Here is an 18,963-nt window from a genome sequence, read left to right on the forward strand (position 1 = left end):
CTACGCCTCCTCTGCCCAATCTATATCTGTTTTTCCCATTCCCTGTTCTACGGTATACCATAGTTCGCTAATCTGTCGCAAAAAATACTCCAGCTTATGGAGAGGGACCATGTTCGGACCATCACTCTTTGCTTGAGCGGGGTTAGGATGAGTTTCAATGAAAAGACCGTCTATGCCTATCGCAGCAGCAGCTCTGGCCAAAGGAAGGGCAAAACGGCGGTCACCACCACTGGAAGAACCTTTCCCCCCAGGCATTTGCACACTATGAGTCGCGTCAAAAACAACTGGGCAGCCTAGGCTGCGCATGAGTACAAGGGATCGCATATCCACTACTAATTGATTGTATCCCATGGTTGTTCCCCGCTCGCAAAGGATAACGTGAGGATTGTTCGCTTCACGACACTTCTCCACTACTTGTGCCATATCCTGGGGAGCAAGGAACTGAGCTTTTTTTATATGAAGAGGATGCCCCGTTTCAGCGGCCGCCACGAGCAAATCTGTCTGACGGCAAAGAAAGGCTGGAATCTGTAAAATATCTGCCACCTCCGCCACTGGTTCTGCTTGCCACGACTCGTGAATATCGGTGAGAATGGGAACACCTAAACGACGTTTTATCTCAGCCAATTGTTCAAGCCCTTCCTCCATACCAGGTCCGCGGTAACTATGGATTGAGGTACGATTGGCCTTATCGAAAGAAGCCTTGAAGATATAATTCAAATGGAGTTTATCGCATACCTCTTTAGCTTTTGTCCCTACTTCCAACCCTAATTCGAGACTCTCAAGGGAACATGGTCCGGCAATAATGACGAGGGAGTCGCCCCCGACCGTAAAATTTCCAACAGGTACTTTTTGTGTCATTCTTCTATCCCCTGCCTTTAATCCTCAATCGTCCCATCTGAATGGGAAACGCCAAAGCAAAACACTTTTTCATATATTCGGCAACGCAAATCCCAACCTAATTCTTTTGCAACGTAGTTCACTACATTATCAAGGGCACCAGGGCCACCGAGACGCCGACGCCCCTCTTCCGCCATCGCTTGTCGTAATTCCTTATCCGTAAGGATAGCGTAAGCAGCATCTGCCAAAGCTTTCGGATCAGGCGCCACAAGGACTTCAGAGTTCCCCAATAGTTTTTTCTGTACGAGTTTCCCCTTCTCTCGAATAGAAACCACTGGAACTCCCAGGCCTGCACATACCTGATTAGCGGTTCCACCGAGGCCTATAAGGATATGGGCGTTATTAGCCACTGAAACAAGGGAGCCGAAATGGAAAAACACCTGTATTCCATCTCTTTTTATACCTGCGCCATTTTGAATAACTTTCCAGCCAGGAGCTCCCTGCACAAGCTCTCTCACATCCAAAGAAGGAGCTATAACGGCCACAAAAGAACATGGAGTTTTTGCCTGAAGGAGCAACGCTGCGTCAAGAAGCATTTTCATATCCTGATAGGCACGTTGCCGGCTTCCAGGTAAAAGAAGGACCTTCACTCCTTTATGTTCTGGCCATTGGAAGGATCCACTATTATTATCACAGGTAAGATCCATTATTGGATTCCCTGCAAAAACTGCATTGGCTCGGGAACGGGATAACTCTTTAGCTGTCTCTGCGTCCCGAGTCCATACTCGTCTACATCGATGTTTTATGAGAAAACGCTCAAGTCGCCAATGTCCACTAAGGTAAACTGTTTTTGCTGTGGCAACAAGCAAGGGAAGCTGTCCCTGCCCCCATAAAGTGTGAAGTAGGAGATATACATCTCCTACACAAAGAGGTGTCCGAACAGTACCTCTCAACCGCCGCCAAGCCTTAAATTGAGAAAAAATATGCCGTACCAACCCAGAGCGCAGATCTCGCCATAAATCAGAAAGATGATATTTTATGACACCGCCAGAAGGAGATTCAGACGGAGAAGAATCCACTATAAAACCAGCATTACGATATTGCTCGCCCTTCCCTACTATAGGAAAAGAAGAGATGAGAGCACCAGGGAAACGATTGCGGATCTTTTCTGCGAGCAACGCTCCCATCGCATCCTCCCCATACCCGTTGGAAGCCACCACCAGGCGAGGTTGCAGCGTTTGGGCTATAATACGCCAAAATCGAGGCTCCTCATCTATCACTGTAGAAATAATAGGTACGAGCAACGGACAGTCTCCATCCCATTCAGGCAAATTATATACGTCTTTTTCTGTGCACACGAGGTAGGCAGCTCCCAATTCTTTGCGCAGAGAACCTAACCTATTCATGTCTCTTTCATCAAAACGATGATGATCTTTAAAGCGAAGTTCTTTTAATACGTTAAGCCCTGCTTGCTCCAAGGTCCTTCTAAAGCTTGCTGGACTTCCTATAGCTGAAAAGGCGACTATGGGTAAATCTCGAGCTTCAAATCCAGAAATATCTTTCCAGTTCCCTTGCCAAAAAGACCATGTTTTAAGTTCAAGACGCGATGTAAACAAACGAGAAGCCGGGACATATTTCAAAAGTTTTTCTCGCACAGCGCGAAGTTCTTCACTCGATACCTGATCTGCTTTGGTAATAACTACGATATGGGCTCGCTTTAAAGCTCTGGGAGGCTCTCTCAATATACCGGCAGGAATAAGGCGCCCATTTCCAAAAGGACAACACGCATCCACCAGAACAATATCCACATCCCTGCCCAACCGACGATGCTGAAAGGCATCATCTGCCACAATAAGCTCTACATTATGTTTTTTTAGAGCTTCCACGTCTTTGAGACGATCTCGAGAAACAGCTACTGGTACATTTGAAAGCCGGGAAGCCAAAAGGAGCGGTTCATCTCCTACTATATCTCGATTAGCAGAAAAACCCTGGACAATTACAGGTTCATCGTTGGTTCGCCCTCCATATCCACGACTTACAATACCCACCCGGATCCCCATTCCCAAGAAATGGCGAGAGAGCATCTCCACAAAAGGAGTTTTATTGGTACCCCCAAGGGTAATGTTACCCACACTCACAACAGGAATAGAAGGCTCGTAGCTCGCCAAAAGACCGTGGTCAAAGGCGTAGTTACGAGCTGCTACCAGGCTGTGAGAAATGCCAGCAAAGGGGATGAGGAGAGACCACGGACTTACTCGGCGATCCCCTCGCGCCCAATCAAGATAACTACGGAGTACTTTCATAACCTGTTTCTCCACCACCAAACTGAAGATCGTAGAGATGACGATACAATCCACCTCTTACAAGCAGTTCTTCGTGAGAACCACTCTCTGAAATTTTCCCCTCATTCAAGACAAGAATGGTATCGGCATTGCGAATAGTGGAAAGACGATGAGCGATCACAAAAGATGTTCTGCCTTCCATTGCCTTTTCCATAGCTTCCTGTACCTGGCTTTCCACCGCTACATCCAAAGAAGAAGTAGCTTCATCTAGAATGAGAATGCGGGGGTTACGAATAATGGCACGAGCGATAGCCACACGCTGACGCTGTCCACCGCTAAGGGTTACTCCTCTCTCTCCCACTTCCGTTTCATACCCTTCAGGGAGAGATTGGATAAAGTCATGAATGCCCGCAATATGAGCAGCTCGAATAATATCTTCCATTGTGGCATCTGGGAAACCATAGGCGATATTGAAAGCCAAGCTCCCTTTCATCAAAACAGGATCCTGAGGAACAATACCTATCTGTTTCCGAAGCTCTACGAGATCAAGGCTTTTCACATTGTGTCCATCAAGAAAAACAGATCCTCGCTGAGGATCATAAAATCGAGGAATGAGGTCCATAAGAGTAGATTTCCCTCCACCAGTAGAACCTACAATAGCAACCCGTTCCCCAGGTTTAGCCTCAAGAGACACTCCTTTCAAAACCCACTGTTCGTCTACATATGCAAACCAAACATCGTCCATTGTCACTGCCCCTTTCAACGTGCCGAGAGGAACAGGGTTTTTGGGCGAATGGATTTCACAAGGAGTGTCGAGAATTGCAAATATACGTTCTGACGCGGCAAGGCCAAGCTGCATATTGCTTACAACTCTGGTAAAGACGCGAATAGGTTGAACTAAAAAACCAAGATAGCCTAAAAAAGCAATAAGCTCGCCAGGGGTCAAGGCTCCATAAATTACATCGCGGCCTCCAAGCCACAAAATCAAGGCTAGAGCGGCAATAAGTATAACTTCAATAATACCTGAAAGAGCAGATTGCACCTGAACTCCATGCATTAATGCTTTAAAATTAGCCTTGTTTTGATCTTTAAATCGATTGGATTCCAAATCTTCTGTTACAAAAGACCTGACGATGCGAATGGCAGATAAAGCCTCCTGTACAGTGGCAGAGAGCCGGGCCAGTTCCTCCTGGATATTATGCCCCACAATACGAAGTTTTTTAGAGGCATGGTCAAGAATCCATACAGTTACAGGGAGAACAGCGAAGGTAACCAGTGTAAGACGCCAGTTAATATAAATAAGGAACCCTAACATTCCTAAAAAAGTAATACCTTGCACTACCAAGTCTACTATTACAGTCGTCACCATATTCTGGAGTACATTCACATCGTTGGTAATACGCGACATAAGTTCTCCAATGCGTTTCCCATATATATATCGTAAAGACATTCTCTGCATATGATCATAAAGACGCACACGCAAATCCATAACAATACGCTGCCCCACCCAATTCATGAGGTACTGGTGGCCATAAGAGGCTATCCCCTTGCCAATAAAGAGGAATACGAGCCCTATGGAAAGCACATTCAAGACCATCATTTTTTTAGCGATAAGCACATCATCTACTACGTTTTTCAGAAGCCATGGAGGTATCACTGTAAAGACGGAAGACAGCACCATACAGCCCAGAGCCGCCAAAAGTCTCCCAAAATAAGGCTTCGTATAACCTAGCAAACGAAAATAGATGTGTTTTTTACTCTTCATGAACAAACACACAGCCTTTCCACAATGCTACAGATTACTTGCGATGGGTTTTTCGGAGCAAGGTTCGCCCAATGATGAAGCAACATTCGCTGGGCTTCATAACTTTCTCTGTCTTCATAGAGAGACACAAGCTGCAACGCCACCTCATTTGGAGTAAGCTCCCCTACAGTTTCCTTCATGATCTGTCGGTGGGCCAATCGGTTAGGCCAAGCTACATAATATGTTCGCCGACGTGCCATGGAACGTAAAACTTTTTCTTTCAACACAGGCCCCACTACAGGCAAAGCTGCCGTAAGTCCCACCAGCCCAGAGAGAGGGATCACCTGCAAGAAGGCGAAAGGAACTGCAACAAGAGTTGGAATTCCCATATACATCAACTCTAAGGTATTGGTCCCTGGTTGCGTAAGGGCCAGATCTGCTTCCCGAAGGGCCACAGCCGTTCCAGTACATGTAGGATTTAATCCTTGTTTTTTCCATGCGTTAAGCTCTTCGACGTGTGCAAAGGGAGAAAGAAGTGTCGCGACCTGGAGATTTTTAATTCTTTTGCTAAGGAAAGACCTGACCTCTGAGAGAAACGGAAGCGCCCTTGAGCGAATAGCCGGTCGACTGCCAGGGAAAAACGCTATTTTGACCCCATCTTTTCTTTGCCAGGGAGAAAGGCCCGAATCCATGGCCAACCCCTCTTGTACCAAATCTCCTACTACTACCGTTTTTTGTGGCAGTGTATCGGCCATAGCCTGAAAAGCTGTAAGGACACTATCGCAACGCTGAAGCCCTTTCTTTCCACCATAGGTATAACATAAAAGAGGCGATTTATTCTGCCGGGCGAGGATGCGGCCAAAAACCAAATCCCCGCCAAGCTGTATAACTATATCTGTATTATGATGATGGAATGCCGCTAACGTGGCTCCTGCAGAAAGAGGTCCCACAACAACATCAGCCCCTAAACGAAGAGCTACCTCCATTTCTCTGCCAGTGGAAAACTGACAGGGTAAAAGCCAAATGGTAACTTGATAGGCCATCTGCTTCAGAGACTTCGTAAGAGGGCGACACCATCCCCAAAGTTCTCCCGGTCCATTTACAAGAAGGGTCACCTGTTTCATTGCACTTCGCCTCGAAGGATTGTTTCTGCCCAGAGGGCTACAGCTCCCGACTCCCCCATTCCAGAGCGAGCCCTGGCCAGATCTGCATGTTTCCTCGCAGCTACAAGGGGATCAGAAAGATAAGCAAGGGCTTCCTCCATTACTCGGTGGGAGGATGCTTTTTTCTGTAAAAGTTCGGGATATACTTGCTCCCCTGCCATAATATTAGGCAAGGATACCCATGGAGTTTTCACCATCATTTTATAGATAAACCACGACATGAAGGAACCTTTATACATAACCACCATAAAACGATTGACCATCATCGCTTCTAGAGCTGCCGTACCACTGGCCCCTATAACAAGACAACTTTTTTTCATAAGCTCTATGCCTTTCCCTTCAAAAATATCCCAAGATATCAATTTTCCCTTTAGGTCTTCTCGATACTTTGAGGAGAAACTAGGAGCAATCGAAAAAACAGGATTATACCCTTTTTCTTTAAAAAGAGCAGCACATTCCAAAAGGACAGGGAGAAGTCTCTTTACCTCCCCTTTTCGACTTCCGGGCAAAAGAGCTATGGTACGACTTGAAGGTTCTGTGACAGAATCTGCCCCATATTCATCCAGGAAAGGATGCCCTTTCCATACAGAAGGGACACCATGCCGAATCATAAAGAGATGCTCGAATCTTAGAAGAGGAAATACAGCTGTACAATATCGACGCAACGATTGAATTCGTCGCGAGCGCCAAGCCCATACGGTAGGGGGGGCAATGTAAAAGATAGGTTTCTTGTACCCTTTTTTACGAAGGCTTCGAATAAGGGGAATGTGGAAATCTGGACTATCTATGACGACAATTCTCTCTGGTCGTTTTTGGAGTACATAATCGACCATGGTCTTTTTCAATGAAAGAAGTCGTGGTATGGCAGAGATAATATCAGATGTTCCCATAAGGCTTAACTGATCTATAGACCAAAGGGCCTCTCCTCCAGCTTGTTGTCCTTCTTTCCCCAGCATTCCGAAGATAGGGCGAGACGTTATTTTCCGAAGGGAACCAATCAATAAGGCTGCATAGTGATCCCCTGACGGTTCTCCACAACTTATAAAGACTGACAAGATTCAACCCCCACTACAGAAATATTCGCAGATTCTGCAAGCTGAAGGAATTGTTCCTTTTCTAAAATAAGGGTGCGTCCTGCCTCTAAGGCGAGACATGTCTGGCCCGCAGTTTTCATCCCCTCAAGAGTAAGAGGACCCACCACTGGGATATCGAAACGTTCATCCTGATCGGCACGCATCATCTTTACGACACTGCCGCCGCGTACAAGTTCTCCGGCTCGTTTCAACATGGCGTCTGTCCCTTCCATAGCCTCAATCGCTACAACCGAACCGTCACAAACAACCACGCTCTGTCCGAAAGAAAGGGATAACGTGTGGGAGAGAATATATCGACCATATTCTATGTCTCTTTTTTCTTGTTCTGTAGGTTGGCGTCCCGCTATAAAATCCATTTCAGCCAGAAGTTCCGGGACAATAGACCTGTATCCAGCCACTCGAAGTCCTGATCTCTCAATAGTTTGCACAATACGCCCCAACAAAGCATGATCATCGTTCGTGCCGCCATTGCATAGAGATAAACGCAATAATTCGTCAAGAGCTGCTCGATTGTACATAAGGCTTTTAGGAACTCGGCCTGCAAGAATAACAGTGTCCACCTTTTTTATTAACATCTTTTCTAAGAGAACCTGAAGGTTAAGTGAAGTTACTGGAATAATTTCTGTCACATACGGCGACAGCGAGCGAACATCATCTGCAAGGGGAAAAAGATATACAGGAATCCCCTCTCGATGAAGTTTAGAACATATGGCCTCTGGGAGGGCCCCATCCCCCGCTATAATTGCAACAATATTATTCATTTTAATCATTCGCCTTCCGAGCAAAGAAACTCCCTACGAGAAGGAAGAGCACATTCGGTAACCATGCCGCTATAAAAGGCATCATATGCTCTGTTTCTCCCAAGGCTTTACAAAAAGACATGACCACGTAATAAACAAAAACAATAACAACGCTCAAACCAAATCCGACTCCAGATCCTGTCCGATGAGAACGGACTCCAAGGCTGGCGCCTAATATAGCTAACACAACACTGGCCCAAGGGACAGCTAATTTAAGATGGAACATAACCCAAAGAGGAGCAAGCCTAGCCCCCTGAGCTTTGAGAAGTCGGATGTGGACTAAAAGCTCTGTGGCGCTCATCTCCTTAGGTTTCCGTGACGCCTGTTCTACTTGCTGAGGAGAGAGATCTAATTCAAAATGCTGGCGATCAAAATGGAAAAGAAGCTCAACTTTGCCCGTCTCTCCAACCTGATAGACTTCCCCATCATTAAGCCACCATTTCCCATCTTTCCATAGTCCCGTTTTTCCTACAGTTATTCTTCGAAGTTTGCCCTTTTCAAATTCTTGAACCAAGATGTTACTCATGGTTCCTTTTCGGGGCTGGAGCTTTTCGATGTAAATAACTCGATTCAACTCTCCCTGGCTCTCGTCTCGCAAAAAAACCTGCTCCTGCAAAAGAGAAGGCTTCTCTCGCATTACCTCATAGCGCATAAGGTTTTCAGCAGCACGATTTGAAAAAGGAACGACAGTTTCATTTAAAATCAATGCAGCAAAACCTACAATAATCGCCCCCCAAATGACAGGGCGTAAAATCCTCTGGAAAGCAATTCCTGACGCCTTTAACGCTACTAGTTCACTGTTCGCCGAAAGCTTGCCGAATGTCAACAACGAAGAGAGCAAGCAAGCCATGGGAAGGGTAAGAATAATAACCTCTGGTAAGCGATAGAGGAAAAGTCTAACCACGACACCGAGAGAGATTCCTTTCTCAATAATCAAACTGGCGATCTGAAAAAGAAGATCCCCCGCAACAAAAACCATGGTAAAAGACATTACACCGAAGATAAAAGGCCCTGCCATCTCTTTTAAAATGAAACGATCGAGAATACCTCTACCGTGTCTACGCACCAGAGCCACACCCTGTTTCCTCTATTTTGTTGTTTCTTAATATATATTCTGCTATTTCTCTTACAGCCCCACGCCCCCCTGATGCAGCGGTAACAAAATCTGCTGCTTTTTTAGCTTCTTCTACTCCATTAGCCACAGCACAGCCTAGACCTGCCCAGGTAATGCATTCAACATCATTTACATCATCTCCGGCATAGGCTATTTCTGAGGGGAGAAGATCCAGCATTTTCGCTACGGCAAGAAGAGTTTCATATTTATTGGGGACTCCGTTATAAATGAGATCGATACCAAGCTCTCGGGCACGGCCTTCTGTAGCAGAAGAATAACGGCCACTAATAATAGCTATATGGACACCGCTTTTACGCAACCTCGCAATTCCCATGCCGTCCTGGATATCAAAGCGTTTAAACTCGCTACCTCGCCCATCGAGATAGACGCCACCATCAGTAAGCGTACCATCTACATCCAGAGCAAGAAGCTTAATGGTCATCGTCTTCTCTCCTTATTTCTCTGGGCCAGGGACTGATACCTCTTTTGGCCTGACGAATAAAAGCAACAACTTCTGCGGCGTTAGGGTTGTTTTCTGTTTCTATGTTTTCCGCAGCAGATCTGAAGGGAAGGCCTGAATGATACAGATTATGATAAAGACGTTTTATTTCCATTCGATCATGAGAAGAAAAACCCGCCCTTTTTAATCCTACTTGATTGATACCATGCACAGAGGCAGGATGCCCATCGACAAGAAGGAAAGGAGGCACATCCTTGACAATTTTGGAAAGTCCTCCGATCATGCAGTAGCGTCCAACCCGAACAAACTGATGTATGCCTGCTATGCCGCCAATAACTGTTCCATCATCTATAGAAACATACCCAGCCAGCCCAGCTTTGTTCGCTATGGTGACACCTTTCCCTATGTGCACATTATGCCCTAAATGAACACCTTCCATAATAAAACAGCCGTCCCCCACCGACGTCACCGCTCCTTCTCCGCTGGCTCGGTGAATTGTAACATTTTCTCTTAATGTAACGCTGTTTCCTATGCGCACCCACGATTCTTCCCCTTTAAAACCATGATCCTGGGGTTCTCTGCCAAGAATCGCATTTTCAAAAACATGACATTCTGCGCCGAGTTCAACGTAATCTAAAATACGTACGTATGCTTCGAGAACTGTTTCCCTACCTATGTGAACACGATCTCCAACTATGCAATAAGGTCCAATAACAACTCCATCTTCCACTTCAGCCTGAGGAGACACAAGAGCTGTTGAATGAATAGTTACGCTCATATTATTCTTAATCCTCCGTTGTCTTTCCAGATAGCCGCTCCGCCATTATAAAACTATATTCTGCCTCCGCCGCTAATTCTCCATCTACTTCCGCTTTGGCCCACACCTTCCCTACACGGCCTCGAACTTTTTTTATTTCAGCAGTGGTAATAAGTTGATCGCCAGGGCGAACTGGCCGACGGAATCGCGCTTTATCAACGCCGGTGAGATATGTAATCATATCTCCCATATTGGGACGACAGATAATCATCATAGCTGCTACTTGCCCCATAGCCTCAAGGATCAGGACTCCCGGCATTACAGGCTCTCCAGGGAAGTGGCCTTGAAAGAAAGGTTCGTTAATAGAGACATTTTTAAGCCCCACAACTCTCTCTTCTTCTACCTCCAATATCCTATCTACAAGAAGGAAGGGGTAGCGATGAGGAAGTGCTTCCATTATCCTATCGATATTGATCATTTTTACGTTCTCCTTTCACTAGCAGCGGCTCTCCAACGCTCTGAGCCGGCGAACCAGCCGAAGATGCATTTCATGCCCTGTCCTAATAGCCACAATATGAGCATGGAGAGGGCGCCCAAGCAACGTAAGGTCTCCAATTATATCGAGGACTTTGTGACGAACAAATTCGTTAGGAAAACGAAGACCTCCCTCAGTTTCTGCTTTTTTTCCTGTTACTAGAATAGCATTGCTAAGAGTTCCGCCTTTTGCAAGACCCCGACCTATCAGGTCATCCATTTCTTCATCTAGAGCAAAGGTACGCGTAGGAGCTATTTGGGTTAAAAAACCTTCCGGTGTTACTCGAAAGTCAAATATCTCCGTACCGATTACCGGATTCGAATATTCGATAATATACGTTATAGAGAGGCAATCCTCTGGGAAAGCCATGAGGATCCGATTCCCTGTCTCGTCTTTCTCCACTAAAGGAACGAGCAGTTTTAAAGGTTCGCTCAAAACTCCTGTTGTCGCTCGTCCTGCTTCCTGTATTCCCTTTGCAAAAGAAAAAGAACCCCCATCTAGTATAGGAATTTCCGGACCAGTTACAGCAACCACAACCTGACCAATTTCCATAGCCCCTAAAGCTGCTAAAAGGTGCTCCACTGTCCTTACTCTTCTGCCACCAGGGAAAAGAAGCTCTGTTCCTCGACCATCCCCAGAGAATTCCGCACTATTCAAGGGGAAGTATTCACCATTGATTTTGAACAGAATACCCCGATCCTCTGTGGAAGGTTTCAACTCCACAGAGCATGGAGCGCCTGAGTGAAGCCCCACCCCTCTAAAAATTATTGGAGAAGCCAGCGTATAAAGAGGGGTCATTCTTTCTCCTCTTCTAGACTTTTTGTTTTTTTCTCAAGCTCCCTCAACCTGGAGAATATTTCAGGCAATCGCAGATAAAGAGCTTGAGCTTTGAAATGTTCCTTGTGGTCTCTCGCAGGAAACCCTGACACCACTACTCCAGGTGCTACGTCTTTAACAGCTCCACTCATGGCCGCAACTTGGGCACGATCTCCTATTTTTACGTGGTCTTTAGCTCCGCTACGGGCTGCCATTATAACGCCTTCCCCAAGCTCAGTACTTCCCGCTAACCCCGTCATGGCGACAAGAATACAATTCTCGCCTATCCGCACATTGTGCGCTACATGAACATGATCGTCAATTTTCACTCCAGCTCCTATATACGTATTATCGAGAGTACCACGATCGATGGTGGAACAGGCTCCCACCTCCACATCGTCCCCTATTACCACACCACCTACCTGAGGTATTTTGACAGGCCGCTCCTTGGGGCAACGAGAAGGGATAATTCCAAACCCATCACAACCTATAACAGCACCGCTATGAATAAGAGTTCTTTCCCCTACCAAAACATCGGAAAATAAGACAGCCATGGGCTCTATAACAGAGTGAGCACCCACTTCACAATTTGCCCCTATATAAACATGAGCTTCAAGTACAACGTGATCGTGAATAACGCTGTTATCCTCTACCACGCAAAAAGGTCCTATGAAAGCAGAAGGTGAGATGCGAGCTGTTTCAGCTACTAGTGCCGTGGGATGAACACCCTTTCCCCTCTTGTTTGGACTTTTGAAAAGAAAAAGAAGCTTGACAAAAGCCTCTCTAGGATCTGAGACCAGAACTCCCTCTCTCTGGCCATTAAAAAAAGATGGAGGCCCCACAAGAAACCCTTCACCCCCCATTTTCCCTAGTTCTCGTTCTTCCCAAATAACAGAAACTGTATTTTTTGCACTTTTTTCAGGAGAAACTACAGCATGAACCTCATGCTCAGGATCCCCCACCACTGTCCCGCCAATATAATCCGCGATTTGACGGAGCGTCACGGAAACGTCAGGCACTTTTTTCACTCTCGCCGTCCCCCTTACAAATTTCCTACAGCGCGAATGCTCCATTGATCATCATCGCGCTCGTCATAATGCAATTCTATAGATAAAAACTCATTCAACCGATATCCCACTCCCATGTTCTTTTCGCTGTTTTCGCTAAAACGAACCCAGAAATACGGCTGTTTTACTTTTCCTGTCAACCAAAAACGCCACCATATTTCTTCTCCCGGATATGCCAATTCCACTCCGAACAACAAGCGAGGGAAGTACCGCCAGCGAGCTCCCCAACGGCTTTCAAGCCCCCAGTCATTGGTCGAAAGGATCCATTCCCCATAAAGCTCTACATCCCAACCGCTTAGAGGAAGAGCCTTTCTTCCTACATGAAGCCCCAGTTCCGGGTATCTATCATCTGTCCCCCCATAAGCAGCTGCCCAAGCTTGAATTGTAAAACGGGGGCTTTCTACCACTGCATCAGCTTTCGCTATCTGCGATGGTTTAAAGGCGACATCTACCTGGGCTTTGGAATTTTCCACTATATTACGACCTGCAAGAGATTGTCTTGCCAGCTCTTCTACTTCTTTTTTATGAACGTCCGCCCATTGAACAGGAAGCCCAATGACCGGGAAAAGACCTGACTGGAGATTATCTTTCAGATCTGACTGAAAAGCAACCGGAAGCGAAGATGATTGAACAGTAGGTGTAATAGCAAGAACCAATGGTTGTTGTGGTAAAAACGCCACATTAAGAGTGGCACCACCACCCTCACTATCGATCTGGACCTGCAAAGATACGTCCCAACCAGGCAAACGAGGCCCTGATAGGGCTTCTATTTCCTGTTTCAAAGCCATATCAGCCCACCCCAAGGCTTCTACAGGCACTTGATCTAAAGCTTTTAACAGCTGCGACTGTAGATCTTTCGTATCTTTATAAAACCACTGGTCTGTGGGGTAAGGTAAAACAGGTTGAATAACATGTACCTGCCATAAAATAGGGTTCGTAGATGAAACTGGCAAAAGTACATCAGTCCCACTCCATTGGGGGGTCTTAATGGAGTATCCCAGGAAAAGGCGCTCTGCTACGAGAGTTAACATGGAGAGGCGATCTGCAAGAGGAACTGTGGACTCCATTTCCTGCCACACAGCATTGAGACTTTTCTCTGCGCTACCTTGCATCCAAGGCTGCATTCCTTTGATTTTAACAGCCCCGTAGAGAGGACTGCCAACAAAAAGAAGGGCCGCAGCCAAAAACGCAGCGGCTACAGCCCCGCACCTTTTTACCATAACAGATGGTCTCACTCCTTAGAAGAGTTCTCCGAAACCAAAGTGGGTTTTATTCTCGTCTTCTCCTTGAGCGTAATCAAGCCGAAGGTTCCCGAGAGGGGTTTTCACCCGCACGCCCACTCCCCAAGAATCATGGAGATCGGAAAGGCTAAAATTATCTTGGCCTCTCCAAGCATTTCCAGTATCGTAAAAGAGTACAAAACCAAAAGCTTTTTCTATGGGCAACCGGAATTCTAAATTAGCCAGGAACATTTCGTCCCCTTCAAACTGACCTCCATCATAGCCGCGAAGAGTATTTGTACCACCAACAGAGTAACGCTCAGCAGAAGGAATAGTTCCTGAAGAGAAGCCTATTCGAGTTCTCGCCGCAAAAATTGGAGGGTTATCTTCTGTTCCAATGTTAAGGTCGAAGAAATTTTTGAATCCTGTTAATGGGGCATAAAAACGTCCCTGGAGCCAGTACTTTGTATACGTCCAGTCAGCCCCGAAAAAATCCATAGCATGCTCTACGTTGAGATCTATAATATTCCCTTTCGAGTAACTCAAATATTCATCTAAAGTGTTTCTTGTCAAGGTTCCAAGAACTGCGAAGGTCGTGCCCTTCGTTAAATCTTCTTTATCCGCTTCTGTAGCAGAATTTTTCTCTCGAATATTGGAGACATCCACATCATGCCAGTCGAGGGTGAGATACCAGCTCAGGAAAGGATCATGAGAGAACTTTTTCCCGGCGCCAATATAGGCCCCTGTCCGTTCTTCATCGTATTCGAGCCGTTCTATATTGTCTCGATAGTACCCTCGATCTTCCCACATTCTCTTGTAAGCTCCGACTTTCCACGAATAATGGATTTCATCCATATAAGGCTCTGTGTAAGAGACCCAGTACTGCTCATTATCTCCCGTTTCAAAACCTATTTCCGCTTTATGCCCTTTTCCCTTCCAGTTCACATCCGTATACGAGAGACCGCCAGACCAACCGCTCTCCGTTCCGTGGCTAATGGAAAGCCCCACTGAGGCAGTTTTCTTCTCCTCTACCGTTACAATAACATTTGTAGCCATAGGAGAATCGCCTGGCTCAAAACCTACACTTACATCTTCAAAATATCCCAACATCTGAATTTTATTAATGGAATGACGCAAAACAGTTGCGTTAAATATGTCGCCTTTTTTTACTTTAATCTGCCGTTCAATGACATAGGTTTTCGTCTTTGTGTTCCCCTGGATGATAATATCACCCACCACAGGCTCTAAAATCTGGACATTAATAATGCCGCCTTCAATCTGCACGTCTGCTATGCGCATCATGACATAACCATCTTTTTGATACTTTTCTTGGATACGCTCAAGATCATGCCTAAAAAAGACCCTATTAAAGACCGTCCCTGGTGTAGTAAAAACAAGTTTCAGTAACTCTTCATCGCTGTAAACAGTATTTCCGGAAAGCTCTATTTTTTCGACGACAGGATTCTCCTTAACTACGTACGCAACAGCAACTCCTCCCTCTGCAGCCGAAAGATCTACATCAACAAAAGAGAAAAATCCCAATTCATAAATGGCTTCCACGTCTTTCTGAAGCTGTTCTTTATTGAGAGGTTCCCCTGCTTTGGTGCCAACCGCAGAAAGAATATGTTCTGCTACCACATGTTCGTTGCCACGAACACTAAGAGAAGCCACGTTCGCCTCTTGAGCCCCAACCCCATTACAGAGAAGCCCCACTAACGCAACACATACGAAAAAAACACATATTGATCGCTTCACACACGATCTCTCCTTCCGGAAAAGGTGCTTAAAGATTACTGCCGATTAACAACGATTGCTGGTCCCTGATCGCGAAGGGCTTTTTGCCCCACTTGCACAAGAGTCAAAATCCGATCGAGGGATATATTTTTTTCGTTTTCCTTGCCTTCTATATTCCGTTGTCCTTCTGTCTCCACAATAGTAGATTTTTCACTTCTCAGCGCTACTGCTGTCGGCCCCCTATCCAGACGAGGGAGCTGATACGGTTTCCCCTCCTCCTCTTTCCCTTTTTGTCGCATAGCTTCTATATTGCTTTCGCTAAGATTGCGACGTAAAGCCGTTAACAACGCCTGTTCATCAATGGTAAGCCATTCAAGAACCGGTTCCTGGGAACGATCTGCTACTAAAACCCTGTGGGCATTCTGCATGGGGACAGAGAGAGGTGCGGAGATTGCACAAAGGAAAAGAAAGGCAAGGCCCAGGGATTTCACGACAAAACCCAGAGTCGTTTTCCCGTGTACTGCCTTTTCTTCACAAGCAGCAAGTCGCCACAACTCCTGTCGTGCTTCTTCCAGTTCTGCTCTGGCACATTCCATTTCAGATAAAGCATTGTGCCACGCCTTCCTTCTTGATGCGTAAAGACACCGTTCCAGCCATCGCATAACCCTTAAGATACGTTTTTCCATACTTCCACCACTCCCGGAATAATGAGCCTTCTCTTTTCATTATCACCAGTCATATCTCTTTAGTGGCATGGTCTGGCAAGAGCCAGCTACGAAGCCTCGCTAGAGCATTCCGCTTCAGGCGATATACGTGGCTTACATCGATATGATGCTCCTGAGCAACTTCCTTTGCATCATGCCCTTTAAAAAACATATCCGCAACAATTTCTGCTTCTCTCTGAGGCAATTTTTTGACCTCATGAGAAAGAGTGAGGGAAAGATCATAAAGATCCGGAGAAAAGCTGTCCATTGCCACCAATTCCTCTTCCACATCTACAGGAACAGGAGCTTTTGCCTCAGACCTCTGTAGAAAGTTAACCATTTGCCCCTTAATGCGATAGAACGCATACGTCGTGAACTTTAATTGTCGCTCTGGCTCAAAATTATCCACAGCTTTAATAAGAGCCAGCATTCCCTCCTGAACCAGGTCAGGATAAGAAGATGGGGCTACCTGAAACTTTTGCGCTAACCAAAAAACAAGCGGACGATAAGATATAATGAGTTCCTCTCTCGCTTCGTCATCTTTATGACATCGAATCCAGAGGTGAGCCTCTCGTTCTGGAGAAAGGCGCGTAGATCGATTATCATCAAATGTTTCGCCCAACAGTCTTCCCCCTCCTCGCCGCATCATAGAGCGATTACGAAAATTCTACCAGTTCATAGCTTCCTTGTCTAAGTGAAGTTACCTACAACAAAATAGGAAGATCTCTTACAAGTTCACTCTCGACATAAAGATGGGTAGCATCGTTCAAGAATGAAAGCATAGAGAGGCCTCGATAAGCCTGAATACAAGAAATAGAACAATTATCTAACCTCATTCGCCACACAAGTGATGAACTTACTCCTAATAAGCTTACTAATGCCGTTCGAATAGTTCCACCATGAGCAACAACAAGAATTCGTTCTTCCTCGCGTGTCATAATCTCCTTAAGGACATTGTCCACACGCTGCTGAACACTACTAAAAGACTCTCCACCTCCAGGGACCGTTGAAGAAGGATCCTGACGCCAACGACGATGCTCCTCAGGGAAACATGCCTCTACCTCTGTGACAGTCAACCCTTCCCATTCTCCAAAACCTATTTCCTCCAGCCCCTTTCGAAGAAGGATCGAGGTGGAAACTTGATGTTCAGCTATAATAGCGGCAGTTTGAGCGGCTCGCTGCAAAGGACTGGAAACAATAAGCTCTGCTTGAAAGGACGCGAGACGCAACGAAACTCTCCTCGCCTGATCAAGTCCCTCTTCATTAAGCGGAACATCGCTATGCCCCTGATATCTTTGTTCGTTATTCCAATCGGTACGTCCATGTCTTACAAAAAGAATCTGTTTAAGTGCCAATTCTTATTCTCCTTCATACAATCAACTTCGAGTTATTATACCCCGTTCTCCGATCTCTCTAGAAAAAAGATAGCATTATAAAGAGATTTTTGAAAAAATATATCCCCCTTCGAGGAACTTTTTTCTCTCAGAGAAGCAGCTTCTTTTAAAATCTTTCTGTATATCTCCGCATTTTTACCACCCTTTATTTCTATCTCAAAAAGGAAGCTAGCTCCATAAACAAGCAAATTCCAGAAATTCCATCCCGCTAAAATAGTGTTATGAGGGATAAAATAAAGGCTCTCGATTAAATATCGCGGGATATGCCATGGGGTTTTCCTGAATGTAAAATAGGCAGTTTTAAAAATATCGTACTCGAATCCAACCCCTCTTCGCAGGTTTTCATTATCAATAGAGTAAATGGAACCGTCTTTACTTTTTACTAGATTATATGTGCGAATATCTGAATGACGAATGCCCTTTGCAAGGGACACTGGGGCCTCTTCCCTTAAAAGAGAGTATAAAATATCTACATCTGTTTTACTCATGCCTGAAAGCCACACAGACCTCTTTTTTTGGAATAAAGAAAGAATCCTCTGGACATATAGAGAGCTATCTATTGGAGAGACTACACTAGCTCCATGGAAACGAGACTGGTAACGAGCCATAGCTTTCGCGTATCTAAAAGGAAGTTGTTTCCGCAGCGGAACGCCCTCTATCCATTGAGAAAGAATGTATGGCCCAATCTGTCTATAAACTTTAGGGATGGGAACTTTCTTCGCTTCCAAAAGAGACGTTATTTCTACTATATTTCTGGCAGCCTCCCGAGTCCGAGCCCAATAAAGTTTCATTTTCTCTTTTGTCTTCCGGTCAAATATAAGAAGTGGCTTAGAACCACATCCTTGCCGTAAACGAACAACAAATTCCGGAACATACCCCAGGGCTTTATATAAAATTTCAGCACAAGATTCTCCGCCTGGGAGGCGGAATGTTCGGGCGTCTATAATATACCCTCGCTCTGAATGATGCGTAGAAATTTCATCGAAAAAACGCGATAACAACACTGAGCATAGGCCTCCTTTGTGTTTTGAGAAGAATGTAACTTTATTATAATTAAATCTTCTATGATTAATTAAATATCTAGATATATTATATATAGCAGTATTTTCATGGAAAGACAAAACTTCTCTACGGAGGGGGAAACACAAAAAAAGCTTTGCGCCCTTTGCTTTCCCAGCAACAAGACACAAAGCCTATTTTTCTATGATATGGAGCCGGCGGGCGGACTCGAACCGCCGACCT

18 protein-coding genes are annotated in these 18,963 nt (G+C 45.5%); all 18 read right to left on the reverse strand.

What is annotated here, in order from left to right:
- Nucleotides 1-858, reverse strand: a complete 858-nt coding sequence (kdsA, locus tag B3L97_RS08675) for a 3-deoxy-8-phosphooctulonate synthase (RefSeq protein ID WP_286846226.1) — start codon at nucleotides 856-858, stop codon at nucleotides 1-3.
- Nucleotides 859-875: 17 nt separating this feature from the next.
- Nucleotides 876-3,140: a lipid-A-disaccharide synthase-related protein gene (locus B3L97_RS08680; protein ID WP_286934837.1), complete on the reverse strand. Its 2,265-nt coding sequence runs from the start codon at nucleotides 3,138-3,140 to the stop codon at nucleotides 876-878.
- Nucleotides 3,124-4,884 carry an ABC transporter ATP-binding protein gene (locus B3L97_RS08685; RefSeq protein ID WP_286846230.1) on the reverse strand — a complete coding sequence of 587 codons (1,761 nt, stop codon included), beginning with the start codon at nucleotides 4,882-4,884 and terminating at the stop codon, nucleotides 3,124-3,126. The genes B3L97_RS08680 and B3L97_RS08685 overlap by 17 nt, the downstream gene beginning before the upstream one ends.
- The gene (locus tag B3L97_RS08690) at nucleotides 4,881-5,987 is read right to left on the reverse strand and encodes a cdisaccharide synthetase (protein WP_286846231.1); all 1,107 of its coding nucleotides are present in this window, start codon (nucleotides 5,985-5,987) and stop codon (nucleotides 4,881-4,883) included. The genes B3L97_RS08685 and B3L97_RS08690 overlap by 4 nt, the downstream gene beginning before the upstream one ends.
- Entirely contained in the window at nucleotides 5,984-7,081 is a 1,098-nt protein-coding gene (gene lpxB / locus B3L97_RS08695) for a lipid-A-disaccharide synthase (protein ID WP_024821761.1), read from the reverse strand. Before lpxB ends, B3L97_RS08690 begins: the two co-directional genes overlap by 4 nt.
- The gene (locus B3L97_RS08700) at nucleotides 7,066-7,881 is read right to left on the reverse strand and encodes an LpxI family protein (protein WP_024821760.1); all 816 of its coding nucleotides are present in this window, start codon (nucleotides 7,879-7,881) and stop codon (nucleotides 7,066-7,068) included. Before B3L97_RS08700 ends, lpxB begins: the two co-directional genes overlap by 16 nt.
- 1 nt (nucleotide 7,882) lies before the next feature.
- On the reverse strand, nucleotides 7,883-8,995 hold the full coding sequence (locus B3L97_RS08705) for an LptF/LptG family permease (protein WP_024821759.1): 1,113 nt from the start codon (nucleotides 8,993-8,995) through the stop codon (nucleotides 7,883-7,885).
- Complete coding sequence (locus B3L97_RS08710; protein ID WP_024821758.1) at nucleotides 8,979-9,476, reverse strand: KdsC family phosphatase; 498 nt, start codon at nucleotides 9,474-9,476, stop codon at nucleotides 8,979-8,981. The genes B3L97_RS08705 and B3L97_RS08710 overlap by 17 nt, the downstream gene beginning before the upstream one ends.
- On the reverse strand, nucleotides 9,466-10,272 hold the full coding sequence (gene lpxA, locus B3L97_RS08715) for an acyl-ACP--UDP-N-acetylglucosamine O-acyltransferase (protein WP_024821757.1): 807 nt from the start codon (nucleotides 10,270-10,272) through the stop codon (nucleotides 9,466-9,468). Before lpxA ends, B3L97_RS08710 begins: the two co-directional genes overlap by 11 nt.
- Nucleotides 10,273-10,279: 7 nt before the next feature.
- On the reverse strand, nucleotides 10,280-10,729 hold the full coding sequence (fabZ, locus tag B3L97_RS08720) for a 3-hydroxyacyl-ACP dehydratase FabZ (protein WP_024821756.1): 450 nt from the start codon (nucleotides 10,727-10,729) through the stop codon (nucleotides 10,280-10,282).
- 18 nt (nucleotides 10,730-10,747) lie between these two features.
- The gene (gene lpxC, locus B3L97_RS08725; RefSeq protein WP_286934838.1) at nucleotides 10,748-11,584 is read right to left on the reverse strand and encodes a UDP-3-O-acyl-N-acetylglucosamine deacetylase; all 837 of its coding nucleotides are present in this window, start codon (nucleotides 11,582-11,584) and stop codon (nucleotides 10,748-10,750) included.
- Nucleotides 11,581-12,630 carry a UDP-3-O-(3-hydroxymyristoyl)glucosamine N-acyltransferase gene (gene lpxD, locus B3L97_RS08730; RefSeq protein WP_286934839.1) on the reverse strand — a complete coding sequence of 350 codons (1,050 nt, stop codon included), beginning with the start codon at nucleotides 12,628-12,630 and terminating at the stop codon, nucleotides 11,581-11,583. Before lpxD ends, lpxC begins: the two co-directional genes overlap by 4 nt.
- Before the next feature lie 14 nt (nucleotides 12,631-12,644).
- On the reverse strand, nucleotides 12,645-13,889 hold the full coding sequence (locus tag B3L97_RS08735; protein ID WP_286934840.1) for a hypothetical protein: 1,245 nt from the start codon (nucleotides 13,887-13,889) through the stop codon (nucleotides 12,645-12,647).
- A gap of 18 nt (nucleotides 13,890-13,907) precedes the next feature.
- Nucleotides 13,908-15,644, reverse strand: a complete 1,737-nt coding sequence (locus B3L97_RS08740; RefSeq protein ID WP_024821752.1) for a BamA/OMP85 family outer membrane protein — start codon at nucleotides 15,642-15,644, stop codon at nucleotides 13,908-13,910.
- Nucleotides 15,645-15,679: 35 nt separating this feature from the next.
- The gene (locus B3L97_RS08745) at nucleotides 15,680-16,309 is read right to left on the reverse strand and encodes a hypothetical protein (RefSeq protein WP_286846234.1); all 630 of its coding nucleotides are present in this window, start codon (nucleotides 16,307-16,309) and stop codon (nucleotides 15,680-15,682) included.
- Nucleotides 16,310-16,358: 49 nt separating this feature from the next.
- Nucleotides 16,359-16,949, reverse strand: coding sequence for a sigma-70 family RNA polymerase sigma factor (locus tag B3L97_RS08750; protein ID WP_024821750.1), 591 nt, complete (start codon nucleotides 16,947-16,949; stop codon nucleotides 16,359-16,361).
- 82 nt (nucleotides 16,950-17,031) lie between these two features.
- Nucleotides 17,032-17,682 (reverse strand): alpha-ribazole phosphatase, encoded by a 651-nt coding sequence (cobC, locus tag B3L97_RS08755; protein ID WP_024821749.1) that lies wholly within the window; start codon nucleotides 17,680-17,682, stop codon nucleotides 17,032-17,034.
- A 35-nt stretch (nucleotides 17,683-17,717) separates the two neighbouring features.
- Nucleotides 17,718-18,725 (reverse strand): phosphotransferase, encoded by a 1,008-nt coding sequence (locus tag B3L97_RS08760; RefSeq protein WP_286934841.1) that lies wholly within the window; start codon nucleotides 18,723-18,725, stop codon nucleotides 17,718-17,720.
- Nucleotides 18,726-18,963: the final 238 nt, after the last annotated feature.

Origin of the sequence: Aminobacterium sp. UBA4834, assembly GCF_002400205.1 — a bacterium.
Classification (GTDB): Bacteria; Synergistota; Synergistia; order Synergistales; family Aminobacteriaceae; genus Aminobacterium; species Aminobacterium mobile.

What these genes read in the sequence shown, in the direction of transcription:
- kdsA (WP_286846226.1), bottom strand. Translation starts at nt 858, where the DNA reads ATGACACAAAAAGTACCTGTTGGAAATTTTACGGTCGGGGGCGACTCC.
- B3L97_RS08680 (WP_286934837.1), bottom strand. Translation starts at nt 3,140, where the DNA reads ATGAAAGTACTCCGTAGTTATCTTGATTGGGCGCGAGGGGATCGCCGA.
- B3L97_RS08745 (WP_286846234.1), bottom strand. Translation starts at nt 16,309, where the DNA reads ATGGAAAAACGTATCTTAAGGGTTATGCGATGGCTGGAACGGTGTCTT.
- B3L97_RS08685 (WP_286846230.1), bottom strand. Translation starts at nt 4,884, where the DNA reads ATGAAGAGTAAAAAACACATCTATTTTCGTTTGCTAGGTTATACGAAG.
- B3L97_RS08735 (WP_286934840.1), bottom strand. Translation starts at nt 13,889, where the DNA reads ATGGTAAAAAGGTGCGGGGCTGTAGCCGCTGCGTTTTTGGCTGCGGCC.
- B3L97_RS08690 (WP_286846231.1), bottom strand. Translation starts at nt 5,987, where the DNA reads ATGAAACAGGTGACCCTTCTTGTAAATGGACCGGGAGAACTTTGGGGA.
- B3L97_RS08700 (WP_024821760.1), bottom strand. Translation starts at nt 7,881, where the DNA reads ATGAATAATATTGTTGCAATTATAGCGGGGGATGGGGCCCTCCCAGAG.
- fabZ (WP_024821756.1), bottom strand. Translation starts at nt 10,729, where the DNA reads ATGATCAATATCGATAGGATAATGGAAGCACTTCCTCATCGCTACCCC.
- B3L97_RS08710 (WP_024821758.1), bottom strand. Translation starts at nt 9,476, where the DNA reads ATGACCATTAAGCTTCTTGCTCTGGATGTAGATGGTACGCTTACTGAT.
- lpxC (WP_286934838.1), bottom strand. Translation starts at nt 11,584, where the DNA reads ATGACCCCTCTTTATACGCTGGCTTCTCCAATAATTTTTAGAGGGGTG.
- lpxA (WP_024821757.1), bottom strand. Translation starts at nt 10,272, where the DNA reads ATGAGCGTAACTATTCATTCAACAGCTCTTGTGTCTCCTCAGGCTGAA.